The sequence below is a fragment of the Paracoccus sp. 08 genome (genome assembly GCF_024105395.1).
GTDB classification, from domain to species: domain Bacteria; phylum Pseudomonadota; class Alphaproteobacteria; order Rhodobacterales; family Rhodobacteraceae; genus Paracoccus; species Paracoccus marcusii.
In genome coordinates this window covers 97,359-117,688 of sequence record NZ_WEKR01000003.1, presented here as the reverse complement: position 1 = coordinate 117,688, position 20,330 = coordinate 97,359, and the positions used below count along the sequence as shown (strand labels likewise).

Annotated in this window: 12 protein-coding genes; 5 read left to right on the top strand and 7 right to left on the bottom strand. The window is 67.2% G+C overall.

The genetic code is table 11. The annotated features are described in order from the left end of the window. The 3 genes from GBO37_RS01575 to GBO37_RS01565 form a co-directional block, all read right to left on the bottom strand. The coding region (locus GBO37_RS01575; RefSeq protein WP_371927448.1) for a formyltransferase family protein at positions 1–871 on the bottom strand (871 nt) is incomplete at its 3' end. Then, the gene (locus GBO37_RS01570; protein WP_252926695.1) at positions 868–1,845 is read right to left on the bottom strand and encodes a glycosyltransferase family 2 protein; all 978 of its coding nucleotides are present in this window, start codon (positions 1,843–1,845) and stop codon (positions 868–870) included. The genes GBO37_RS01575 and GBO37_RS01570, both read right to left, overlap by 4 nt. Then, positions 1,842–8,168, bottom strand: coding sequence for an SDR family NAD(P)-dependent oxidoreductase (locus GBO37_RS01565; RefSeq protein ID WP_371927447.1), 6,327 nt, complete (start codon positions 8,166–8,168; stop codon positions 1,842–1,844). The genes GBO37_RS01570 and GBO37_RS01565 overlap by 4 nt, the downstream gene beginning before the upstream one ends. A 107-nt stretch (positions 8,169–8,275) precedes the next feature. Here GBO37_RS01565 and GBO37_RS01560 point away from each other — a divergent pair, with 107 nt between their 5' ends. The 5 genes from GBO37_RS01560 (at position 8,276) to GBO37_RS01540 (ending at position 14,405) form a co-directional block, all read left to right on the top strand. Further along, on the top strand, positions 8,276–9,748 hold the full coding sequence (locus tag GBO37_RS01560) for a hypothetical protein (RefSeq protein WP_252926693.1): 1,473 nt from the start codon (positions 8,276–8,278) through the stop codon (positions 9,746–9,748). A gap of 106 nt (positions 9,749–9,854) precedes the next feature. Next, positions 9,855–11,432, top strand: a complete 1,578-nt coding sequence (locus tag GBO37_RS01555; RefSeq protein ID WP_252926692.1) for a GMC oxidoreductase — start codon at positions 9,855–9,857, stop codon at positions 11,430–11,432. Then, positions 11,429–12,169: an SDR family oxidoreductase gene (locus GBO37_RS01550; protein ID WP_252926691.1), complete on the top strand. Its 741-nt coding sequence runs from the start codon at positions 11,429–11,431 to the stop codon at positions 12,167–12,169. The genes GBO37_RS01555 and GBO37_RS01550 overlap by 4 nt, the downstream gene beginning before the upstream one ends. Next, positions 12,166–13,074 (top strand): hypothetical protein, encoded by a 909-nt coding sequence (locus GBO37_RS01545; RefSeq protein WP_148911010.1) that lies wholly within the window; start codon positions 12,166–12,168, stop codon positions 13,072–13,074. Before GBO37_RS01550 ends, GBO37_RS01545 begins: the two co-directional genes overlap by 4 nt. Positions 13,075–13,079: 5 nt before the next feature. Then, positions 13,080–14,405, top strand: a complete 1,326-nt coding sequence (locus GBO37_RS01540; RefSeq protein ID WP_252926690.1) for an oligosaccharide flippase family protein — start codon at positions 13,080–13,082, stop codon at positions 14,403–14,405. On the opposite strand, the gene GBO37_RS01535 is transcribed toward GBO37_RS01540, so the two are convergent. From GBO37_RS01535 to GBO37_RS01520, 4 genes are read right to left on the bottom strand one after another with little or no spacing between them, the layout of a single operon-like run. Then, positions 14,402–14,914, bottom strand: a complete 513-nt coding sequence (locus GBO37_RS01535) for a glycosyltransferase (protein ID WP_252926689.1) — start codon at positions 14,912–14,914, stop codon at positions 14,402–14,404. The two genes, GBO37_RS01540 and GBO37_RS01535, sit on opposite strands and share 4 nt — an antisense overlap. Then, complete coding sequence (locus tag GBO37_RS01530; protein WP_252926688.1) at positions 14,835–15,566, bottom strand: hypothetical protein; 732 nt, start codon at positions 15,564–15,566, stop codon at positions 14,835–14,837. The genes GBO37_RS01535 and GBO37_RS01530 overlap by 80 nt, the downstream gene beginning before the upstream one ends. Further along, positions 15,563–16,324 carry a WecB/TagA/CpsF family glycosyltransferase gene (locus GBO37_RS01525; RefSeq protein ID WP_371927446.1) on the bottom strand — a complete coding sequence of 254 codons (762 nt, stop codon included), beginning with the start codon at positions 16,322–16,324 and terminating at the stop codon, positions 15,563–15,565. Before GBO37_RS01525 ends, GBO37_RS01530 begins: the two co-directional genes overlap by 4 nt. Beyond that, positions 16,321–20,211 (bottom strand): amino acid adenylation domain-containing protein, encoded by a 3,891-nt coding sequence (locus GBO37_RS01520; protein ID WP_252926687.1) that lies wholly within the window; start codon positions 20,209–20,211, stop codon positions 16,321–16,323. Before GBO37_RS01520 ends, GBO37_RS01525 begins: the two co-directional genes overlap by 4 nt. Between the last annotated feature and the right edge of the window lie 119 nt (positions 20,212–20,330).

Below are 20,330 nucleotides of genomic sequence, written 5' to 3'. Positions count from 1 at the left end.
GGCCGGTCGGCAGCCGGTCGCCCACGGACAGCCCATGCGCCACGGCCTGCCCGTCCGTGCCGTGCAGGCCCGACAGGCGCAGCGCGCCGCCCTGTGCCATGGCGACCAGAATATCGTGGTCGCGGACCTCCAGCACCTGTCCGGGCTGGGCCGACGGATCGCCCTGCACGGGTTCCGCCCCGCCCACCAGCAGGATGCCACGACCGGTCCGCAGGCGTGGGCGCAGCATCGGGTTCCAGTAGGGGCCGTGGTCCAGCGCACGGACCAGCCGCGCCTGGCTGTCGGCATCCTGCGCCGGGTCCAGCGTCGCCGCATGCGCAGGGCGGTCGATTCGCATGTGGCGTTTCACCGGCGCATGGGGCTGAGCCGAGCCCTGATCGTCGCCCCGTTCCAGCATGTCGATCAGCTGGGGCAGGCTGCTCAGCGCTGCTTCCCAGCAGCGGGCGTTCAGGGTCAGGGCGGTGTCGTCGGGTGCGATCTGGACCGGCACGCGCAGCAGGACCGGACCTTCGTCCACGCCGCCGCTGATGCGGTGCCAAGTGATCGCGTGGCTTTGCGCCCCCTCCAGCAGCGCCCAGATCGGGGCGTTCAGCCCGGCCCGTTCGGGCAGCGGACCGTCATGGAAATTGACCGCCCCCCGCCGCGCCAGGGCCAGCGTCTGCGCCGGAATGACGGTCAGGTTCGCCACGCTGAGGATATAATCGCATTCGGCCACAGGACCCACCGGCAGGCCCTGCGCCCGCGCCGCCGCAGCCAGGGCCGGATCCTCGACCGTGAACGAGCGCAGGACATGGCCGCGCCCGGTCAGGATCCGCGCCGCCTCCAGCGCAAGCGAGGCGTTGCCGATCAATGCGAAATCAAGCTGGGTCACGGTCTGTCTCCGGGTCGGAAAATCTGTCGGGGTCGGCTTGGAGCCAGCGCGTGGCGGATCAGCGCGCGCGCCTGCCCCTTGGGCATGGTCCGGTCTTTGCTGCCGATCGCGCGCAGGCGCCGCACGGTCAGGCCGACCAGATGGGCCAGCACCGCTGCGACGGCATAGGCGCGGCCGTGGTTCTTGCGGAAGTAATGCTCGCGCGAAGCGAACCAGTAATCGGGCGGCAGCGTCCATTCCCGCATGCCCGTGCTGACCGACCCGATATGCATCACGCGGGCATCCGGCAGGTAATGCGTGGGCCAGCCCGCCTTGGCGGCGCGCAGGCAAAGGTCGGTTTCCTCGAAATAGAGGAAATACGCTTCGTCAAAGCTGCCGATCGCGTCCAGGACGTCGCGGCGGATCATCAGCGCCGCCCCGGCGGCCCAATCCACCGGGGCGGCAACGGGGGGCATCGGCAAGGTTACGATGTAACGTGCCAAAAGGCGCGAGATCGGCCCGGTGCGGGCCGCTTCCTCCAGTTCACTGGCGGCGGAGGGAAAGCGGAAATGCGTGGTGTGGTGGCTTCCGTCTTCGCCCAAGACCCGGCAGCCTAACAGGCCTATGGCCGGGTGCGCCAGCATGTGCGCTCGCATCCGCGCGATGGTGTCAGGCTCTAAAAACGCATCCGAGTTCATGATCAACACCAGATCGCAGGGTCGATCTGTCGGCACGCGCAGCGCGACATTGTTGCCCGCACCGAAGCCACCATTATGGCCTGACTGCAGCACCCGAAGGCGGCCGCCTGCGGTCCAGCCGCGGTGATCGGTCTCCCGGCTCATCTCCTCGAAGCTGCCATCGCCGGAATCGTTGTCGATCAGCGAGATGACGCCCTCGATCCCCTCCATCGCGATGACGGCAGCCTCGGCCGAGCGCAGAGACATCTGCGCGCTGCGCCAGTTCAGGATGATCACATGCACGGCGCCCACGCTCATTCCGCGGCCCTCCGAAGGTCAGACTTGTCGCTCTCTGCCAGATCCTTGCGCATCCGGTCGGCCAGCACTCTGGCGCAGGGCTCCAGCACCATCGAATCGTGGTCCCCGGGTACCTCGACGACGGTCAGCTCCGGCATCCAGGGCGACCAAAGGTTGTCCTCGAAGACGTATTCGCGCGCGGTGCTGACATGCATTCCGCCTGACACCTTGAACTGCCGGTCCAGCCGCGGCCGGTACAGGGTCACCGGACCGTCCCAGACCCGCATCTCGAACTGCGGCAGCGCGCCCAGGAAGGCGGCATGGATGGCGGCGTTGTGGAAGCCCGCGGAATCCGCCTGCGGCAGCTGCTGGCGACGCGACCGTTCGTAGGCCAGCCGTTCCCGCAGCCAACGGGACAGGAAGCCCGGCCCCTCGCGGCGGATCTCGGCGGCTCGGATCATCAGGCGGTCCTTGCGCGTCAGTGTCGGGCGCATGGGCACGGGCGTGTCCAGCATGACCAGACGCGCCACGCTTTCTCCGTCGGCCTGCAGCTGACGCGCGATCTCCAACGCGGTCAGGCCGCCGCCAGAAAAGCCCGCGACCAGATAGGGGCCCTGCGGCTGGATCTGGCGGATCTCCTCGATGCAGCTGGTGGCGGCCTCGGCCAAGGTCGCATGCGGGGCGGCATCGCCGAACAGGCCGCGCGCCTGCAGGCCCCAGACCGGACGGTCCGGCGACAGGCGCTGCGCCAGCGCGCGCAGGTTCAGCACGTTGCCGAACATGCCCGCGACGATGAACAGCGGGGTCCCCCCGCCCGCGGCGCCCTGGCTCATCGGCACCAGATGGGTGAAGCTGGCGGTCTGCGCCTGTGCCAGCGGCACCACCTGACCGGGGCTGCTGTCGGGGCGCGGACCGATCCGCGCCTCGATCAGGGCGGCCAGGGCCGCGACGTTCGGGGCTTCGAACAGCGTCGCCAGCGGCAGGTCGATCGCATAGGCCTTGCGGATCATCGCGAACAGCCGCACCGCGATCAGCGAATGGCCGCCAAGGTCGAAGAACCCGTCATCGACGCCCACCTGCTGCACGCCCAGCAGATCGCGGAAGAACCCCGCAATGCTGCGTTCCAGATCGGTTCGCGGTTCGACATAGTCGCTGTCCAGGTCCGGACGCTCGAAGCTGGTGCTGGCGCCGGCGGCGCGGGCACGGCTGCTGCGGGTCTCCTGCGCGATCAGCTGCGGCAGGTCCATGCTGGAGATGGCGATCTGCGGCAGCCCGGCCTGCAGCGCCTGTTCCAGAAGCGCGGGCCCGCGACCGGGCGGAATGCCCTGCGCGACCATGCGCGCCAGACGCTCCTGTCCGGGGCGGGTGGGCTGCGCCATGTCGGGACCGCGCGCGGCCAGGCGCACCGCGGGGGCGGCGTCCAGGCGGCGCAGGGTCAACCCCTCGACCTCGACCAGAACGCGGCCCTGCGGATCGGTCAGCGTCACGTCGAAGCTGGCATAGCCGTCGGATGCGTTGGCCAGCCTGACCAGGCTGGTGACGGCGGCCGGCAGGGGCGCATGCATGGTCAGCGCCCGATAGGACAGCGGCACCCACAGCTGCGCCCGGTCATAGCCGGGGATCAGGTCCATCGCCCAGCCCGTCGCGATATCCATCAGCGCCGGGTGCAGGATGAACCCACGATCCAGATCGGCCAAGGCCGCATCGGGCAGGCGCAGCTGCGCCAAGCCTTGGCCGTCGCCCATCCAGGTGGCCTGCAGGACGCGCCACCGCGGACCAAAGGCCATCTGACCCTCCTGCGCGGATTCCAGGGCATGGCCCACGGGCGCACGGTCGACCCGCATGCCCGCCGTCAGCGCCAGAAGGTCCAGCGGCGCGCGTGCAGGTTCGGCGGCGGTGATACCGCCCTCGGCCACGGCGACGGGCCCCTGGCCGAAATCGGCCTCGACCAGGAAGCCGGTGGTCTCCTGTCCCTGGGTCAGCGTCACGCGGAAATCGCGGGTGCCGCCATCCTCGACCGTCAGCGGGTCAAGGAAGGTCAGGTCACGCAAGGCCCAGGGCGCATGCCGACCCGCCGCCTGCAGCGCCTGCGCCGCCAGTTCGATGGTCCCCGTGCCGGGCAGCAGCGCCACGCCGTCGCGGGTCCGGTGTTCGGCGATGATCCAGTCAGAGGCCGACAGCCTGCCGCCGAAGCGGTCGACCGCGCCCTGGCGCGCATGCGTGGACAGCAGGGGCTGATCGACGGGCAACGGCGCCGGGTCGTCGCGGCGCCCCGTCAGCGCGTCGGCGGCCATGCCGATGTCGGCCCAGACCCCCCAGTTCAGCGACACCACCTGCCCAAAGGCCGCGATCCCGGCTCCGGCGACGGCGTTCAGATATTCGTTGGCGGCGACATAGTCGACCTGTCCCGCCGCCGCGATTTCGGTCGAGGTCGACGAGAACAGCACGGTGCGCTGGACCGGATGCGCCGCCAGCACCATCGCCAGGTTGCGCGTGCCGTGGACCTTGGGGGCCAGCACGTCCTCGATCCCGGCGGTGGACTTGGCCAGCATCGGCGCATCGTCGACGACGCCCGCGGCATGGATCAGGTCGGTGATCGGACCCAGCCTGCCGCGCAGCGCGGCCACGGCGCGCGACAACGCCTCGGCGTCGGTGACGTCCGCGGCCTCGACCGCGATGCTCGCCCCGGCCGCGCGCAGGTCGCGCAGGGCGGCCATCTGACGGGCCTGACGATGGTCGGGATCGGCGGCGATGCGGGCGTCCCATTCGTCCTCGGGCGGCAGGGGCCGCCGCGTCAGCAGCGCCACCGCCGCGCCCTGCGCGCTGATGTGGCGCGCCAGGGTCAGGGCGATGCCGCCCAGGCCGCCGGTGATCAGCACCGTCCGCCCCGGACCGAATGTCGGCGAGGCGTCCGGCGCGGGCAGCGCGGCGGGCACCAGATGGCGCGCCAAGCGGCGACCGTCGCGCCATGCAGCGCGGGCCGGGGGCGCAGGGTCCAGCAGATCCTCGACCAAGCGTTGGGCCAGTGCGGTCTGATCGCCGCGCGTCTGCACGTCGATGCTGCGCGCCGACAGCCACGGGAATTCGCGCATGCCGACGGCCAGGGGGCCCAGAATGGTGGCCTTTTCGGGGGCCTCGATCTTTTCGACCCCCACCCGCACGGCGTCCGAGGTGATGGCGACAAAGTCGATCTCTTGCCCGCCGCCCTCGTTCGCCAAAGCCCGGATCAGGTGCAGCGCAGTGTTAAAGCCCTGTTCCAGATGGCGATGGAACGCGCTGAAGCCCGCCCGCGCGCCTTGCCGCCCGGCATCGGGCACCAGCCAGAAGCTGACGATCCGCTGCGGCAGCCGGTTCTGCGCCACCAGCGCGGCTATCAGCAGTTCGAAATCCGATGCGCCATTCTCGGGCGCGACGATGAAGTCGGATTCCCCCGTCTGCGCGAAACAGTCGCCCGGGCGCAGCCAGATCACCTCGTGCCCGGCATCGCGCAGCTGCGTGCCCACGCGGGTCGCCAATCCGGTCTCGTCTGCCAGGATAAGCCAACGTTCTGCCGCGGCCTGCGGACGGCCATCGGCGCCCAGTTCGATGTCTGGGGCCGACAGCCGCCAGGACGGTCGCCATGCCCAGCCCTGCGATTCCGGGATGGCCAGCGGCGCGTCGTCGGTCGTGGCATAGGATGCGTCGGACGATGCCGGTTCGATGAAGTAACGCTTGCTTTGGAACACATAGCCCGGCAGCGGCACACGGCGGCGACCCTCGCCCCAGATCGGCGACCAGTCCAGCGCCAGCCCGGTGGCCGAAAGCCGCGCGAACGCGTTCAGGAAGAAGGCGTCATCCTCGATTGCGTGGTCGGGATGGCGCAGGGTGCTGATCACCCGGTCGGGTGCTGCGCCATTGGCCTGCGCTAGGGCAGACATGGCGCGGCCGGGGCCGACCTCGACGAACAGGCGCGCGGGATCCTCGCGCAGCGTGGCGATGCAGCCCGCGAAATCGACATGGTGGCGCAGGTGATCGACCCAATAGCGCAGGTCGGTGGCCTGAGCGTCCGTCATCCAGGTGCCGGTGCGGTTCGACAAGATCGGGATGCTTGGCGCGGACAGCGGGATGCTGCGCAGGAAGGCCTCGAATTCCGGCAGGATCGGTTCCAGCATCCGCGAATGGGCGGCGATGTCGATCGCCACGCGCTGACAGTCGATGCCGCGCGCGACCAGCGTCGCCTGCAGCGCGTCGATCCGGTCGCGGGGGCCGGACACCACCGACAGGCCGGGGGCGTTGTCGCAGGCCAGATCCAGGTCGTCGCCCGCCTCGGCCATCAGCTCTGCCGCGGGCAGCGGCACGCTGAGCATGCCCCCCGGCGCGATGCGGTCGAACAGGCGTCCGCGCAGTTCCACCAGCGCGATGCAGTCGTCGAACCCGATCACCCCCGACAGGCAGGCGGCGGTGTTCTCGCCCATCGAATGACCGGCCAGCGCCTGCGGGACGACACCCCAGCTGATCCACAGCTGCGCCAGCGCGTATTCGACGATCATGATCAGCGGAAGCTGGACCGACGGGCGGTTCAACGCCTCGGTCGCCGCCTGTTCCTGGCCCGGTTCGGGCAGCCACAGCGCCCTGGGGTCGCGGTCGGTCAGGCGTTCCAGCACGGCAAGGCCGCGGTCCATCCAGTCGCGGAAGACCGGCTCGGTCTCGTACAGGCCGCGCGCCATGTGGATCGATTGTGCGCCGCCGCCGGGGAACAGGAAGGCGGGCTTGGGCGCCGCCGTCATCCGGTCGTGGTTGAAGACCCGGCGGGTGTTGCCGGTCTCCAGCAGCTCGGCCGCCTCGGTCGCATCGGCGGCGACCAGCACGCGGCGCTTGTCGAACAGCTTGCGCCCCTGTTGCAGGGTGAACCCCACATCGGCCAGGTTGGCGCCGGGGTGGGCGCGCAGCCACGCCGCCAGCGCCGCCGCGTTGGCATCCAGCGCGGCGCGGGTGCGACCCGACACGATCAGCGGCTGGACCGGCCAGTCGGAGGGTTCCGAGGGCGGGGCAGGGGGCGCCTCCTCGACCACGACATGCGCGTTTGTGCCGCCCACGCCAAGCGAGTTCACCGCCGCCCGGCCCGGGCGGTCCGGGTGCGCGGGCCAAGGCTCGCGAGTGGCGACGACGTGGAAGGGGGTCGAATCAAAATCGATCACCGGGTTCGGCGCCTCGTATCCCAGGCTGGGCGGGATTTCGCGGTGATGCAGCGACAGGGCGACCTTGATCAGACCGGCAGTGCCGGCGGCGGTGTCGGTATGGCCGATATTCGTCTTGACCGAGCCGATGCCGGTCCGACCGCCCCCCTGGCCCAGGGCAAAGGCCTCGGCCAGGGCCGCAACCTCGATCGGGTCGCCCAGGCTGGTGCCCGTTCCATGGCATTCGACGTAGTCGATGGTGGAGGGGTCGACGCCCGCGATCAGATGCGCCTCGGCCATGGCGGCCGCCTGCCCCTCGACCGAGGGGGCCAGATAGCCGGCCTTGGCCGAACCGTCGTTGTTGATCGCGCTGCCCCGGATCACCGCCCAGATGTGGTCGCCGTCCGCGATCGCATCCGACAGGCGGCGCAGCAGCACGACCGCCGCGCCGCTGCCGAAGACGGTGCCCTGGCTGCGGTGATCGAAGGCGCGGCAATGACCGTCCGGCGACAGGATTTCGTTCGGTTTGTAGATATATCCCCGACCCTGCGGCAGCTCGATCGTGACGCCGCCGGCAAGCGCCGCGTCGCAATCGCCCGCCAGCAGCGCCTGGCATGCAGAATGGACCGCCACCAGCGAGGTGGAACAGGCCGTCTGCACGGATACGCTTGGCCCGCGCAGGTCGAAGATGTGGCTGACCCGGGTGGACAGGAAATCCTTGTCGTTGCCGGTATGGCGCAGCAGGAACATGCCCGTTTCCTCGACCAGGTCGCGGTTCGAGCAGATGTTGACGGAAAAGTAGCTGCCCATCCCGCAGCCCGCCCAGACCCCGACCATGCCCAGGCTGTCGGGCCGGTGCCCGGCATGGTCCAGCGCATGCCAGCAGGTCTCCAGGAACTTGCGGTGCTGGGGGTCCATCACCGCGGCATCCTTGGGGCTGAGGCCGAAGAACTCGGCATCGAAATGATCGAACCCGTCCAGCCGGGCGGCAAAGGGGACGTAATTGGGATGGCTGATCCGTGATTCCGTCTCTCCGGCCGCGCGCAGCTCCTCCGGCGTCAGATGGATGATCGATTCGACCCCGTCGCGCAGGTTCTGCCAGTACTGCCGGGGGTCGGACGCGCCGGGAAGATCGACACCAAAGCCCACGATGGCGATGTCACGCATGTTGATCGGCGTATCGGTCAAGCCCGTCTTCCTTGTTCTTCCGGATTACAACCCTGCGCTGAGCGCGGTCCGCAATCCACCACTGAAACCTTACAATGGGATGATTATCAAAGCTGACGGAATGTTGCATGGGAATTTACGCTAATTCCTGTGGATTCACGTCATCGTTCCCCTTAAGCGTGACGTTCAAGCTGGGAGAAGACATGGGCAACAGTCTGTCGCTGATCATGTTGGCAGCGTGGCCGGCCGTGGCGGCGATGCTGTTCTCGCGGCTGACGCCCCGACAGGCGCTCATCTGGGTGCCGCTGCTGGGATACCTGCTGCTGCCGCCGGTGGTGGGGATCGATGTGCCGCTTCTGCCCATCCTGGACAAACATGCGATCCCGTCACTGTGCGCAATGCTGGGCGCGGTGATGCTGCGCGACCGCTTTCCGATGCCCTGGATTCGGCTGGAGGGCTGGGTCATCGTCCTGATTGTCCTGACGCTGCTGACCACGAACCTGACGGTGGCCACCAATCCCGAACCGCTGATCGAGGGGATCACCTACCGTCCCGGCCTTGGATTAGTCGATGCGCTCCATGGCACCATCAACACCGTTCTGACATTATTGCCCTTCCTGCTGGGGTATCTGGTCCTTTCGTCCACCGACGGCATAAGGGCTTGGATGGTGGCGCTGACGCTGGCAACGTTGGCTTATTCATTGCCGATGCTGCTGGAGATCAGGCTAAGCCCGCAGTTGAACGTCTGGATCTACGGTTTCTTCGCGCATGATTTTGGTCAAACAATTCGCTATGGTGGCTTCCGGCCCATGGTGTTTTTGGAACACGGACTTTGGGTTGCAGTTTTCGTAGTGATGGGGGTTATTTGTGCCGCCGTAGCGCTGCGTGACGGTAATACATTGGCGCGGGCGCGGAACATAGCCGTGCTAGTCTACCTGATGGCGGTGCTGGTGCTGTGTAAAAGTGTAGCGTCTCTCATTTACGCAACGCTTTTGGTGCCGATTGTGCTGATGACTCCGCCGCGCCTGCAGGTCAGCATCGCCGCGGTGCTGGCGGCGTTGGTGATGGCCTATCCGCTGGCCTTATGGCTGGGTGTGATGCCCACCGACGCAATTCGTGACTTTGCCGTATCCATGGACGCCGAACGAGGGCAATCGCTGGAATTCCGCTTCATCAACGAACAGGTGCTGCTCGACCGTGCATCGCAAAAACCATTAGCTGGCTGGGGCGGGTGGGGTCGCAATTTAGAAGTCGATCCAATTTCAGGAAGGTTTACTACTGTCACCGATGGATATTGGATAGTGGTGATGACCACCAATGGTATCTTGGGCTATGTCTCTATATTCGGCCTGCTGTGCGGTTCGGTGTTCCGGCTGTGGCTGGCAACGCGGTCTGGTCCGGTCGACCGCTGGACCGCCGGCCTGGCTCTGATCATGGCGGCAAACTTGGTGGACCTGGTCCCCAACGCGACGGTAACCCCCCTGACCTGGATGAGCGCGGGTGCTCTGGCCGGGCTGTCAGCCCGCGGCATGCGCGTTGGCGCCAGAAAGGCGACCCCGGCCCCTGCTGCGCGGCGGGCGATGAAGACGGTGATCGGATGACCGGGCGCGCGCACTCCCGGGCCGCCCCGATGCGGGTCGCGGAACCGCGTGGCGCGTCTACGGCATCCGGCCCCCGGCCATTCAAACCCCTGACAATCGAGGGCACGTGGACGAACTCCTGAACAGATCCTGGGACGTGATCATCGTCGGCGCCGGCTTGGGCGGTGGCCTCTGCGGTCGTGCCTTGGCCGAGGCGGGCCTTTCGGTGCTGTTCGTGGAAAAGGGGTCCACCGGCCCCCGCCTGGCCGAGAACGGCCAGGAATGCGGCTATGACGACCCGTTCGCGCGGCAGATGTTCGGCTGCTGGCCGGTGCCGGTGGAATCGACGGTGGACGGTGCCACGTCGGTTGGCTGGGGCGCGCAGGGTGTGGGCGTCGGCGGCACCTCGGTCTTCTATGCCGCAGCCATGGAACAGCCCGAACGCCACGACATGGAATCCGTCCCCGACCTGCCGCATCCGACGGGCGGCTGGCCGGTGGGCTATGATGAATTCGCGCCTTGGTACGACCGTGCGCGCGACGTGATGGCCGTCAACGGCAGCCAGGACCCGTTGGGCGAACCGGCAGCGCCCCTGGCGGCCCCGCGCCCGCTGGCCGCGCGGGACGAGGCGTTGGGCCAGGCGCTGGAGAGGGCAGGGCTGCACCCCTATCGCGCGCACCTTGGCATCCGCCAGCTGGAGGGGTGCCGAGAGTGCATCGGCCGCAAGTGCCCCCGCGACTGCAAGATGGACGGTCGGTCGGCGGGCGTCCTGCCCGCCCTTGCCACCGGGCGCGCCGCGGTGTTGGACGGCACTGATGCCCTGTCGCTGCAAGGTGATGCCGGGACGGTCACGCATCTGCGCGTGCGCCGCGACGGAGTCGAGCATCTGCTGTCAGCGCGGGCCTTCGTGCTTGCCGGAGGCAGCCTGTCGTCGCCGCGCCTGCTGTTGGCCTCCAGCACCGATTACTGGCCCGACGGCTGCGGCAATGCCAGCGGCCTGGTGGGTCGGGGCCTGATGTTCCACATCAACGAACGCATCGCCATCTGGCCCCCGCGTAACGCGCCCGTCAGCTCGCCCGGACCGCTCAAGACCTTTTCGCTGCGTGACCTGTACCGGGACGGGCCCGATCGGATGGGGCTGTTCCAGTCCCTGGGCCTGCCCGCCGATTACGGAAACATCCTCTACGTGCTGCGTCAGCGCTATCAGGCTTCGCCCTTCAGACACCTGCGCATCGGTCATGAGCTGCTGCGCCTGCCCGCGCTGACCGCGGCCAAGCTTCTGGGAGATGCCCGCGTCTTCGCCGGGATCATCGAGGACTTGCCGGACGAGAACAACCGCGTCCGTCACGACCCCGCGCGGCCCGACACGATCATCTACGAATACCGCATGTCCAAAGAGCTTCTGGCCCGTCGCCTGCGGTTCCGCAGACTGCTCAAGCGGCGCCTGCGCGGGGTCCGATCCCTGTGGCTTAGCCATGCGCCCGAACTAAACATCGCGCATCCCTGCGGCACCCTGCGCTTTTCGGACGATCCGCGACGGGGCGTCCTGGACCGCGATTGCAAGGCGCATGATCTGGACAACCTGTTCGTCGCCGATGCCAGCTTCATGCCCAGTTCGACCGGGGTGAACCCGGGCATGACCATCGTGGCGAACGCCTTGCGGGTGGCCGATGCGATGGCCCGGCGGCTGAAGGCCGCGCCATGAGCGGGGTCGCCGTCATCACCGGCAGCAGCACGGATCTGGGCCACGCCATTGCGCGTCACCTGGCGGCGCATGGGATGACGGTGCGGGGCGTCTCCCGCCACCCGCGCCCGGCCGAGGGGCTGTTCCAGACGCTGCAGGGCGACGTCACCGACGCCCAGGCCATGCGCGATCTGGCGCAGAAGATCGAGGGCCAAGTTGGTCCGGTCACCATTCTGATCCATGCCGCGGCGATCCATCGCCGCCAGGATTTCCTGTCCGCCCGGGCCGAGGATGTGTGCCATCAGGTGCAGGTGAACCTGTGCGGGCGCATCAACGTGACGGCTGCATTCCTGCCCGGCATGGTCGCACAGGGGCGCGGCCGCATCATCAACGTCGCCCGTCCGGTGCCGCGTCCCCCGTTGCCCGGCAACCTGGGGTTCGCTGTCGCGCAGGCCGGGGCAGACATCCTGACCCGGACCCTGTCGGTCGAGGTCGGCGGCCGTCTGCCCGGCATCGTCGTGACCGAGTGGGTGCCAGACCTTGATCCCGCACATGGCCCCGATCAGGCCGCAGGACTGGGCGCGGCGTTGGCGTTGAACGATGATCCGGCCCTGCACGGCGCGACCGTCCTGGGGGATCGCCAGATCCTGCCGGGCCGATCGCTGCGGCGCCGTGCCCTGGACCTGCTGTTGCTGAAACCCGCCGCCAGACCAATCGTCCTGGCCCCGGAACCGACCAGCCTGAAAGAGACGACATGAAGCACATCCTGTATTCCGCCCTTGCCGCCCTTGGCCTGTCCGTGCCCTCGCCTGTTACAGCCGAACCCGTGCCCGAACGTGACAGCGCCCGCGTGTTCGTCTTCGGCAACAGCCTGATCCATCACCTGACCGACACGGACGAGACGACCGTCCCCCATTGGCTGGCCGTGATGGCCCGGCATGACGGGCGCGATCTGGCGCTGGACGGACGCTTCGGCTTTCCGCGCGAATTCGCGGCGGAACTGCCGCCGGTTCCGAACTGGTCGTTCGATGCGGTAACCCCCGCCTGGAATCCGGATCAGCCCTTTGCCTCGGCGCGGTTCGACACGATCATCCTGAACCCCGAGAATTTCATTCAATACGGCCGTGCGGACAAGCGCTATCCGGGCGACAACCCCGACCGCCAGTCCCCTTATGGCGCAACGGTCACGGTGTTGGACTGGGTCGTGCAGAACACCGACGCGCCGCGCATCCTGATCTACGAAGGGTGGGCCGACCTGCACCCCTTTGCCGATGATTTCCCGCCCGAACCGGCCGAGATGCAGCGGTATTACCGCCACGCGCAGAACGGCTATGCCCGCTGGTACGACGACTATGTCGCGCGACTTGCGGGGGTGCGTCCCGATGCCGACATCAGCCTGCTGCCGGTCGGTCGCGTGATGGCACGCCTTCTGTCCGAGGCGCCGCTGTCGGCCATCGCGCCCGATGCACTGTTTTCCGACCTGTCCCCCCACGGGACCGAGACGATCTATCTGCTGGCGGCGATGATCACCTATGCCGACCTCTATGGCGCGCGGCCGCCGTCGGGACTGGCGCTGCCCGACACGATTAATCCCGACTTCGCCGCCGCGTATGAGGATACGGCCGACAGGATCTGGGACATCATGCAGACCGGGCGGCACTGACGACCATGCGCGCAATGATCGGATCGCTGTTCACGGGGCAGGGGCTTGCCCAACGGGCCTTCCGCGGCTCTGCCCTGACGATGATCAGCTTCGGGGGCATCCAGGCGATCCGCCTGGCCTCGAACCTGGTACTGACCCGTCTCCTGTTCCCCGAGGTGTTTGGTCTGATGACCCTGATCATGGTCATCATCCAGGGCTTGAACAACTTTTCGGACGTGGGCATCACCCCGGCCATCCTGCAAAGCCGGCGGGGCGACGACCGCGCCTTTCTGGACACGGCCTTTACCATGCAGGCCATCCGCGGGGTGATCCTGTGGCTGGGCTGCTGCATCCTGGCGGTGCCAGCGGCGTCCTTCTACGGGGTGCCCGAGCTGGTCTGGTTCCTGCCCGTCGCGGGAACCACCGCGATGATCTATGGCCTGTTGCCCACGAAGATTGAGACCGCGAACCGGCATCTGCAGATGGGTCGTCTGACCATCGTGGAACTGGCGACCGCGGCGGTGACCACGATCATCACCATTGGGCTGGCCGCCATGCTGGAATCGGCCTGGGCGTTGGTGATCGGCCTGATCCTGGGGTCGGTGGTCAAGATGCTGATGGTCAGCTACTGGATGCCCGGTCCGGCCAACCGGTTCCGGTGGGACCCGGATTGCGTCGCCGAACTTGTGCGTTTCGGCAAATGGATCATGCCGTCGACCGTCGTGGGCTTCGTCATCTCTCAGGGTGACAAGGCGGTCCTTGCGCGCCTGCTGACGCTGACGCAACTGGGCATCTATAACATCGCGTTTTTCCTCGCCAGCTTTCCGCTGATGCTGGGGATGGCAGTGATATCACGCGTGATGATCCCGCTTTATCGTACCGCGTTCGAGGATCCCAGTGCCGGACACATGCGTCGCGTGCGCATCGTGCGCGCCGCGCTGACAGGCAGTTTCATGCTGCTGCTGGCGCTGCTAGCGACATTCGGGGAACATCTCGTTATGTTGCTCTATGATCCGCGCTATGCCAGTGCGGGGCCGCTGGTGACGCTGATCGCGTTGGCCAGCATCCCGTCGCTGATCGGTCTCAGCTATGACCAGGCCGCCCTGGCCGGAGGGGACTCCCGCGGGTTCTTCTGGGTCACGCTGGTGCGCGCGGCGCTGTTTCTCAGCCTGTTCATCGTTGGTGGTGTCCAGGCGGGCATTCCGGGCGCCTTGGCGGGCCAAGCGCTGGCGGCGATCCTGGCCTATCCGATGCTGGTGCGCATCGCCCGCAAGCATGGGGCATGGGATGGTTTGCACGACCTGACCTTCGGCGCGGTCGGGCTGATCATGGCCGCAGTTCTGCTGATTTAGGCGGATTTTACCGCCACGCGGTGTAGATGATCGACGCGGCACCTGAACTCGCTGTGGAATTCATTGGCCTGCGCGAACTTCAATGCGTGAGCCGAGGCCCTGGCGATCGCCACTCGATCCAGCCCCGCGATGATGTCGGCGGCCTTCCTGGGCAGTCCGATCGGCATAACCCACACGCCGCCGGATTGGCGCGCCAGTTCAGACCAGATCCGGTTGTTCGTGCCCAGAACGGGCACACCACAGCCCATCGCCTCCGGATAGCTGCACGAGGGGTCGGACTGTCTGTGCGGGGCCAGGAACAGGTCCGCGTTCCGGCGCATCCACGGCACCAGGCCGGTTACGAAATCGACCGGCTGATGCAGATGGACCGCCCCGCCCAGATCATGCCGCGCCACATCGTCCGCGATCGCCTGCCGCATGTCGCCGGCTTCAAAGATGTCCATGCGGAAATCCACGCCCCGGTTGCGCAGCGCGATGGCGGTGGGAATGAGGTCCTGCGTACCCTTCATCGCGATCAGCCGGCCGGCATGGACGATCCGCAGCAGCCCGTTCCACCCCGCGCGGGCCTGCATTTCTGAAGCTGTGGCCATGGTCTCCCGCTCCGACCGATTGTCCAGATCGAGGCATGTGTCGCTGTTCAACCCCCCATAGGCCAGCCATCGCTGGATAACCGTTGGCTTGCACCCCGTCTGCTGACCGAAACGCACGGCGCAGACGTAACTCCTGCGTCAGAAACCACTGAACCGACCGGGCCAGCCGCAACGGGCGGCGCGCCAGGTCCAGCCGCGCGACGGCCAGGCGGGTCTGCAGCGGGTATTCGATCGCATAGACCAGCCGCGCGCCAACCGCGCCGCACAGGCGGGCCAGATCCAGCTGCCGATGGTCGTCGGCCGTGCCCAGCACCACCTGCGCGCCGCGCAGATCCTCGGCTGAGATGGGCGCATCCTGGGCGATCAGGCGCAGCTCTCCGGGCAGGTCAGCGGCCGTCACCGGGCTGGCAAAGGGCAGCGTCGCCGATCCCTGTTGCAGCACGACACGGGTCGGGCCGCCCCATTCACGCGCAAACAGGTGCAGGCCCGCCACGAACTTGTCGTCCATCCACATCTGCCCGTCACGCATCATCACGTGGACCGAGGGCACCATGACCAGCATGCCGTTCATGACTGCCGGGGTCTTTCACGCAGGGCGCGCAGGGCATGTCCCGGCAGGATCAGCGCGCCGCGGACATAGCGCGGGCCCAACCGCTTGGGGCTCAGCGCGGCGCGCCACAGCCATTCCATGCGGGCCGCCCGGAACAACCGCGGGGCGCGGCGCTGCTTGCCCGTGACGAAATCGATGCCCGCCCCGACCGAGGCAAAGCCGACCTGCGGGCAGATCCTGCGCCCGCGCGCGGCCAGGATCTCCTGCCGCGGGGCACCAAGGGCCAGCAGGCACAGCGATGCGCCGCTGGCGTTCAGGCGGTCCAGCAGGGCGTCGGCCTCGGCACCGTGGGGATCGAAAGGAAAGCCGGGGGCAGCGACGAGGCTGACGGTCAGTCCGGGATGTGCGGCGATCAGGCGGCGCGCAGCATCCTGTCCGCCCTCTTCGGTGCCGGCCAGAATAGCCACGCCGCGGTCCAGGCGGGCAGCCAGCGCGCACAATGGCTGCACCAGGTCCGATCCTGGCACCAGCGACACCCGCTGTCCGCCAAGCCGCGCCAGCCAGACGACCGGGTTTCCGTCCGCAACGATCAGGTCATGCTGCGCATAGGCCGTGCGGAAATCGGCGTCGCTGCGCAGCTTTTCCAGATGATCGACATTCATCGTCGCCAAGGCAAAACCCTGACGGGCCGCCAGCCGGGTTTCGACGATCGACAGCAGCGTCTGCCGGTCCGGCACGGTCAGGGCGACGCGGTCGTCGCCGATTGCAAATTGCATCATGGTTCCAAAAACTTGTCACTGATGGCTTCGCGCGATCCGTTCACGGGAATAGCATCGGTCAAACATGCTGCCAAAGCGCTTACATTTCGAGGATCTAGGATCGACAAATGGCCTCCTGGAAGGCTGCGGAGGGTCAATCCTCCAGCTGCGATTCCAGCCCAGCCCAAACCCTGCGTCAAGCCTTCTTTCGAATACCAGAAGCTGTCCTCAGCTCGGAATACCATGATTGGTTGATCATAAGGCTGCGGCACGTATTCGTTGACTGCACGTGTATTTGCTGCAACGATTTTAACCATTTGCACATCTGCATCAGGACCGTTTCCAGTGAAGCGATCCTCATCAATAGCACCGTTGTTTGCTCTTCGATTATTGATCATCATGCAAATATGGCGAAGACCGTGACGACGAAATTGTTTTAAATGAGCAAAAATGCGTTCAAGTCCTCGCACCATGGGCTGTCCGCAAGGCCCGGCCGAGTCAAGGATGATAACCTGACACACATCGCGCCCTGCCTGACGAAGCTGCTGTGCTAACTCAAGTGCGAAGTAAGACGCCATCGATACGCCGATTAAACATACTGGGGTATCAGGCATATATCGTTGAAGCTCTTCAAAATATGCCGACGCTGTGCCCTTCACTGACACGCGTGACAGATCTTCCGGGATGCCGATGGAAAGCCCAAACACAGGAAAATCCGGGCCAAGAGCCTCTGACAAGGGCCGGAATAACGCCTGCTTGCGGCCCAGCACATGCACGCCGATGATAGGCACGCGGTTGCCGAGGGGTTGGGTCGCGATCAGATAGCGCGGGCGGTCCGGCGTTGTGCGCTGGAGACGCACCAGCCCTTCGGGCGTGGGGGCTTGCATGACATCGGCCATGTGCAGGCGCAGTCCGGTGCGGCTTCGCACAAGGCTGATCAGGCGCAACGCCAGAAGGGAATCGCCGCCAAGGTCGTAGAAGTCGTCATCCGGTCCGACATGGGCCAGTTCCAGCACATTGGCCATGCAGGCGGCCACGGCCAGGACCTGCGGTCCGGCATGGCCGGGTCCGGCCACGGGCCCGGCGGCGGCGGGACGGGGCAGCAGGTCCCGCGCGATCTTGCCGTTCGCGGTGACCGGCAGGTCATCGACCACCATCAGCCGTGGCACCATATAGCCAGGCAGCTTGTCGCGCAGATCGCGCGCGATCTGGTCGATGTCGGTGCCATCCTCGATGACGACCCAGCCCAGCAGGCGTGCCGGCGGTCCCTTGTCCAGGTCCACGAACAGCTGCAGGACGCCGGGTCGTGCCGCCAGGGCGCTTTCGATCTGGCCCAGTTCGATCCGCTGGCCGCGCAGCTTGACCTGCCGATCCTCGCGCCCCAGGAACATCAGCTGCCCGTCCACCGACCAGCGGCCCAGATCGCCGCTGCGATACAGCCGGCCTTCGGCGTCTGCCGTGAACGCCCGTGCGGTCGAATCAGGATCGTCCAGATAGCCGCCGCTGACGGCCTGACCGCCGATCACGATCTCTCCCTCGCCACCCACAGGCGTGGGCGTACCATCCGGTGCGCGCAGCACGACGCGGGCATGGCCAGCGGGCCGACCGATCGGAACCTCAGACCCGGCAAACAGGGACGATCCCTGCCAGAGGGTACTGGTCACCGTGGCTTCGGCCGGGCCATAGGCGTTGACGAACCGGACGCCAGGGGCCAGGCGCTGCCATTCGCGGAAGGCTGCGGGTGGCACGCGTTCGCTGCCCGTCACCAGCAAGCGCAGGCTGTCTGGTATGGGCCGGGGATGATCGCGCAGGTCCGCGACCATCTGCTGCCAATAGCTGGCGGGCAGGTTCAGAACCGTCAGCCCATGCCGCCGGACCAGATCCAGCAGCCCCTGGATCGAGCCGAGCGGCGCGGCGTCGCGCAACACGACATGCGCGCCGGACAGCAGGGTCGGCCAGACCTCCTCTAGCGCGACGTCGAAACTGGGCGTCGCGAACTGCAGGACCGCATCCCGTTCGGTCAGCGCATAGGCGTCGACCATCGCATGGGCATGCGCGCTAAGTGCCGCGTTCAGCCCCCGAACCGCCTTGGGCGTTCCGGTGGAGCCGGATGTGAAGGTGATATAGGCCAGGCTGTCCGCATCCAATGGTGGTCGCGGCGGGGCGTGGGCTTGGCAGGCATCGTCGGCCATCACCACGTTCGGCGCGGCGGTCGACAGCGGCATGTCCTGCTGGACCACGATGGCCTTGGCACGGGCCTGGCGGATCAGGCCGGACAGATAGTCGTGGGACTGATCCAGATCCAGCAGCAGAAAGCCGGCGCCGGCCTTGAGCGTGGCCAGCATCGCGGCGATCTGGCGCACGGATCGGGGCAGGGCGATGGCCACGACATCCTGCGGACCGATGCCGCATTCGACAAGCCGCGCCGCAAGGGCATTGGCCTGCTGGTCCAAGGTGCGGAAATCGACGGAATGACCCGTCTGCGCCTCGGTCACGGCGGTCCGGTCGCCATGACGGGCGACCGTCGCCTCGAAGGCCGATGCCAGGTCGGGCAGCACATCCGGGACGGGCCGATCGGGGCGTCCCAGGGTGTGCAGGTGTCGCTGCTCCTCTGAGTCCAGCATCGTCAGGTCGGACAGCGGCGTGTCGGTGTCGGCCCGACCCATCGCCTGCAGCAGGTTGGCCATCTGGTGCAGGATGCGGGCCGCTACCTCGTCCGGCAACCGGGCGGCGTCATGTTCCAGCGACAGCCACAACGCGCCCTCGTCATGGACCGACAGCGACATCAGCGCCGTGCCTTCCTCGATCAGGCGGACGTCGGTCCAGCCGCAGCCGTCCGCCGCAAGCCGCGCGGCAAGCGTGCCGCGCTGATACATCAGGACGGTATCGTAAAGCGCCGCACGGCCCTGCCGACCGGACCACTGCCGGATCAGCGTCTGTCGCGCATGGGAATGCGGCCGCAACTGCAGCGTCTGCGCCCGCAGGCGCGCCAGCAGGTCGCCGAAGGTTCCGATGTCGTCCATCCGCACCTGGAACGGCACCGTCGTGATCAGACAGCCCGCGACCCGATCATTGCGACCACGACCCGATTCCACCAGACCGAAGGCCGCGCCGGACCGCCCGGTCCAGCGCATCAGCAGCATCGACCAAGCCGCCTGCACCACCGTCAGCGTGGTCACCTGCGCCGCATGCGCCAGACGGCGGATGGCGTCGCACGCGTCCATCGACAGGGTCAGGTCGGTCTGGTGCATCGGGCCATGCGTCTTGGCCGGGGCCGCGGGAAAGGCCGACGCGACGGTTTCATCGGACAACGTGGCGGCAAAGGCGGCGCGGGCCTGCGGCTCGTCCAGGTGGCGCTCCCGGATCGCCTGGACGAAGCCGATGCCGGGTGCCATCAGCGGATCGCCGGACAGGATCCGCCACAGTTCGGTCAGAATCAACGCGATGCTGGTCCCGTCGATCAGGCCGTGGTGGATGGTCCAGACCATCCGGGCCTGCCCCCCACCCAGATCGGCCATCGTGACCCGCCATCCGGGCCGTTCGGTGGGGTCCACGCCGGCCGCGCGGTCATCGGCCAGAAAACGGTCCACCATCCCGTCCGACAAATCGGCACTGTCGATATGCACCGACGCGTGGTCCAGGACGTCCAGCCGCAGGATGCCGGTATCGTCGGTGACCAGGACGGTCCGCAGCGTCTCGTGACGGTTTGCCAACTGCTGCCATGCGGCCAGCAGGGGGCCGGGCGCCAGAATGTCGGACGGAGCGTCCAGAACGATCTGTTCGATATGGGCGCGGTTCGGATCTGCCTGATCGCTGCCCGCCAGAAAGGCCGCCTGGCTGTCGGTGGCGGCGGGCAGATCGCGGATGATCTTTCGATCATCCGTGCTGACAGACGGTCCGTGCAGCATCTTCCTAATCCGTTCCGACCAAATAAGATGAAACCAGCGATACCCGTCCAATCACGCTATCGCAAAGAAAGAGTTGCCGCATAGCCGATTGATCGTGATTTTACATAGATGAACCTGCA

Bases quoted from the DNA above. Each gene is read 5' to 3' on its own strand.
- GBO37_RS01545 (WP_148911010.1), top strand. From the start codon at position 12,166: ATGAAGCACATCCTGTATTCCGCCCTTGCCGCCCTTGGCCTGTCCGTG.
- GBO37_RS01560 (WP_252926693.1), top strand. From the start codon at position 8,276: ATGGGAATTTACGCTAATTCCTGTGGATTCACGTCATCGTTCCCCTTA.
- GBO37_RS01530 (WP_252926688.1), bottom strand. From the start codon at position 15,566: ATGAACGGCATGCTGGTCATGGTGCCCTCGGTCCACGTGATGATGCGT.
- GBO37_RS01540 (WP_252926690.1), top strand. From the start codon at position 13,080: ATGCGCGCAATGATCGGATCGCTGTTCACGGGGCAGGGGCTTGCCCAA.
- GBO37_RS01525 (WP_371927446.1), bottom strand. From the start codon at position 16,324: ATGATGCAATTTGCAATCGGCGACGACCGCGTCGCCCTGACCGTGCCG.
- GBO37_RS01520 (WP_252926687.1), bottom strand. From the start codon at position 20,211: ATGCTGCACGGACCGTCTGTCAGCACGGATGATCGAAAGATCATCCGC.
- GBO37_RS01535 (WP_252926689.1), bottom strand. From the start codon at position 14,914: ATGAAGGGTACGCAGGACCTCATTCCCACCGCCATCGCGCTGCGCAAC.
- GBO37_RS01570 (WP_252926695.1), bottom strand. From the start codon at position 1,845: ATGAGCGTGGGCGCCGTGCATGTGATCATCCTGAACTGGCGCAGCGCG.
- GBO37_RS01550 (WP_252926691.1), top strand. From the start codon at position 11,429: ATGAGCGGGGTCGCCGTCATCACCGGCAGCAGCACGGATCTGGGCCAC.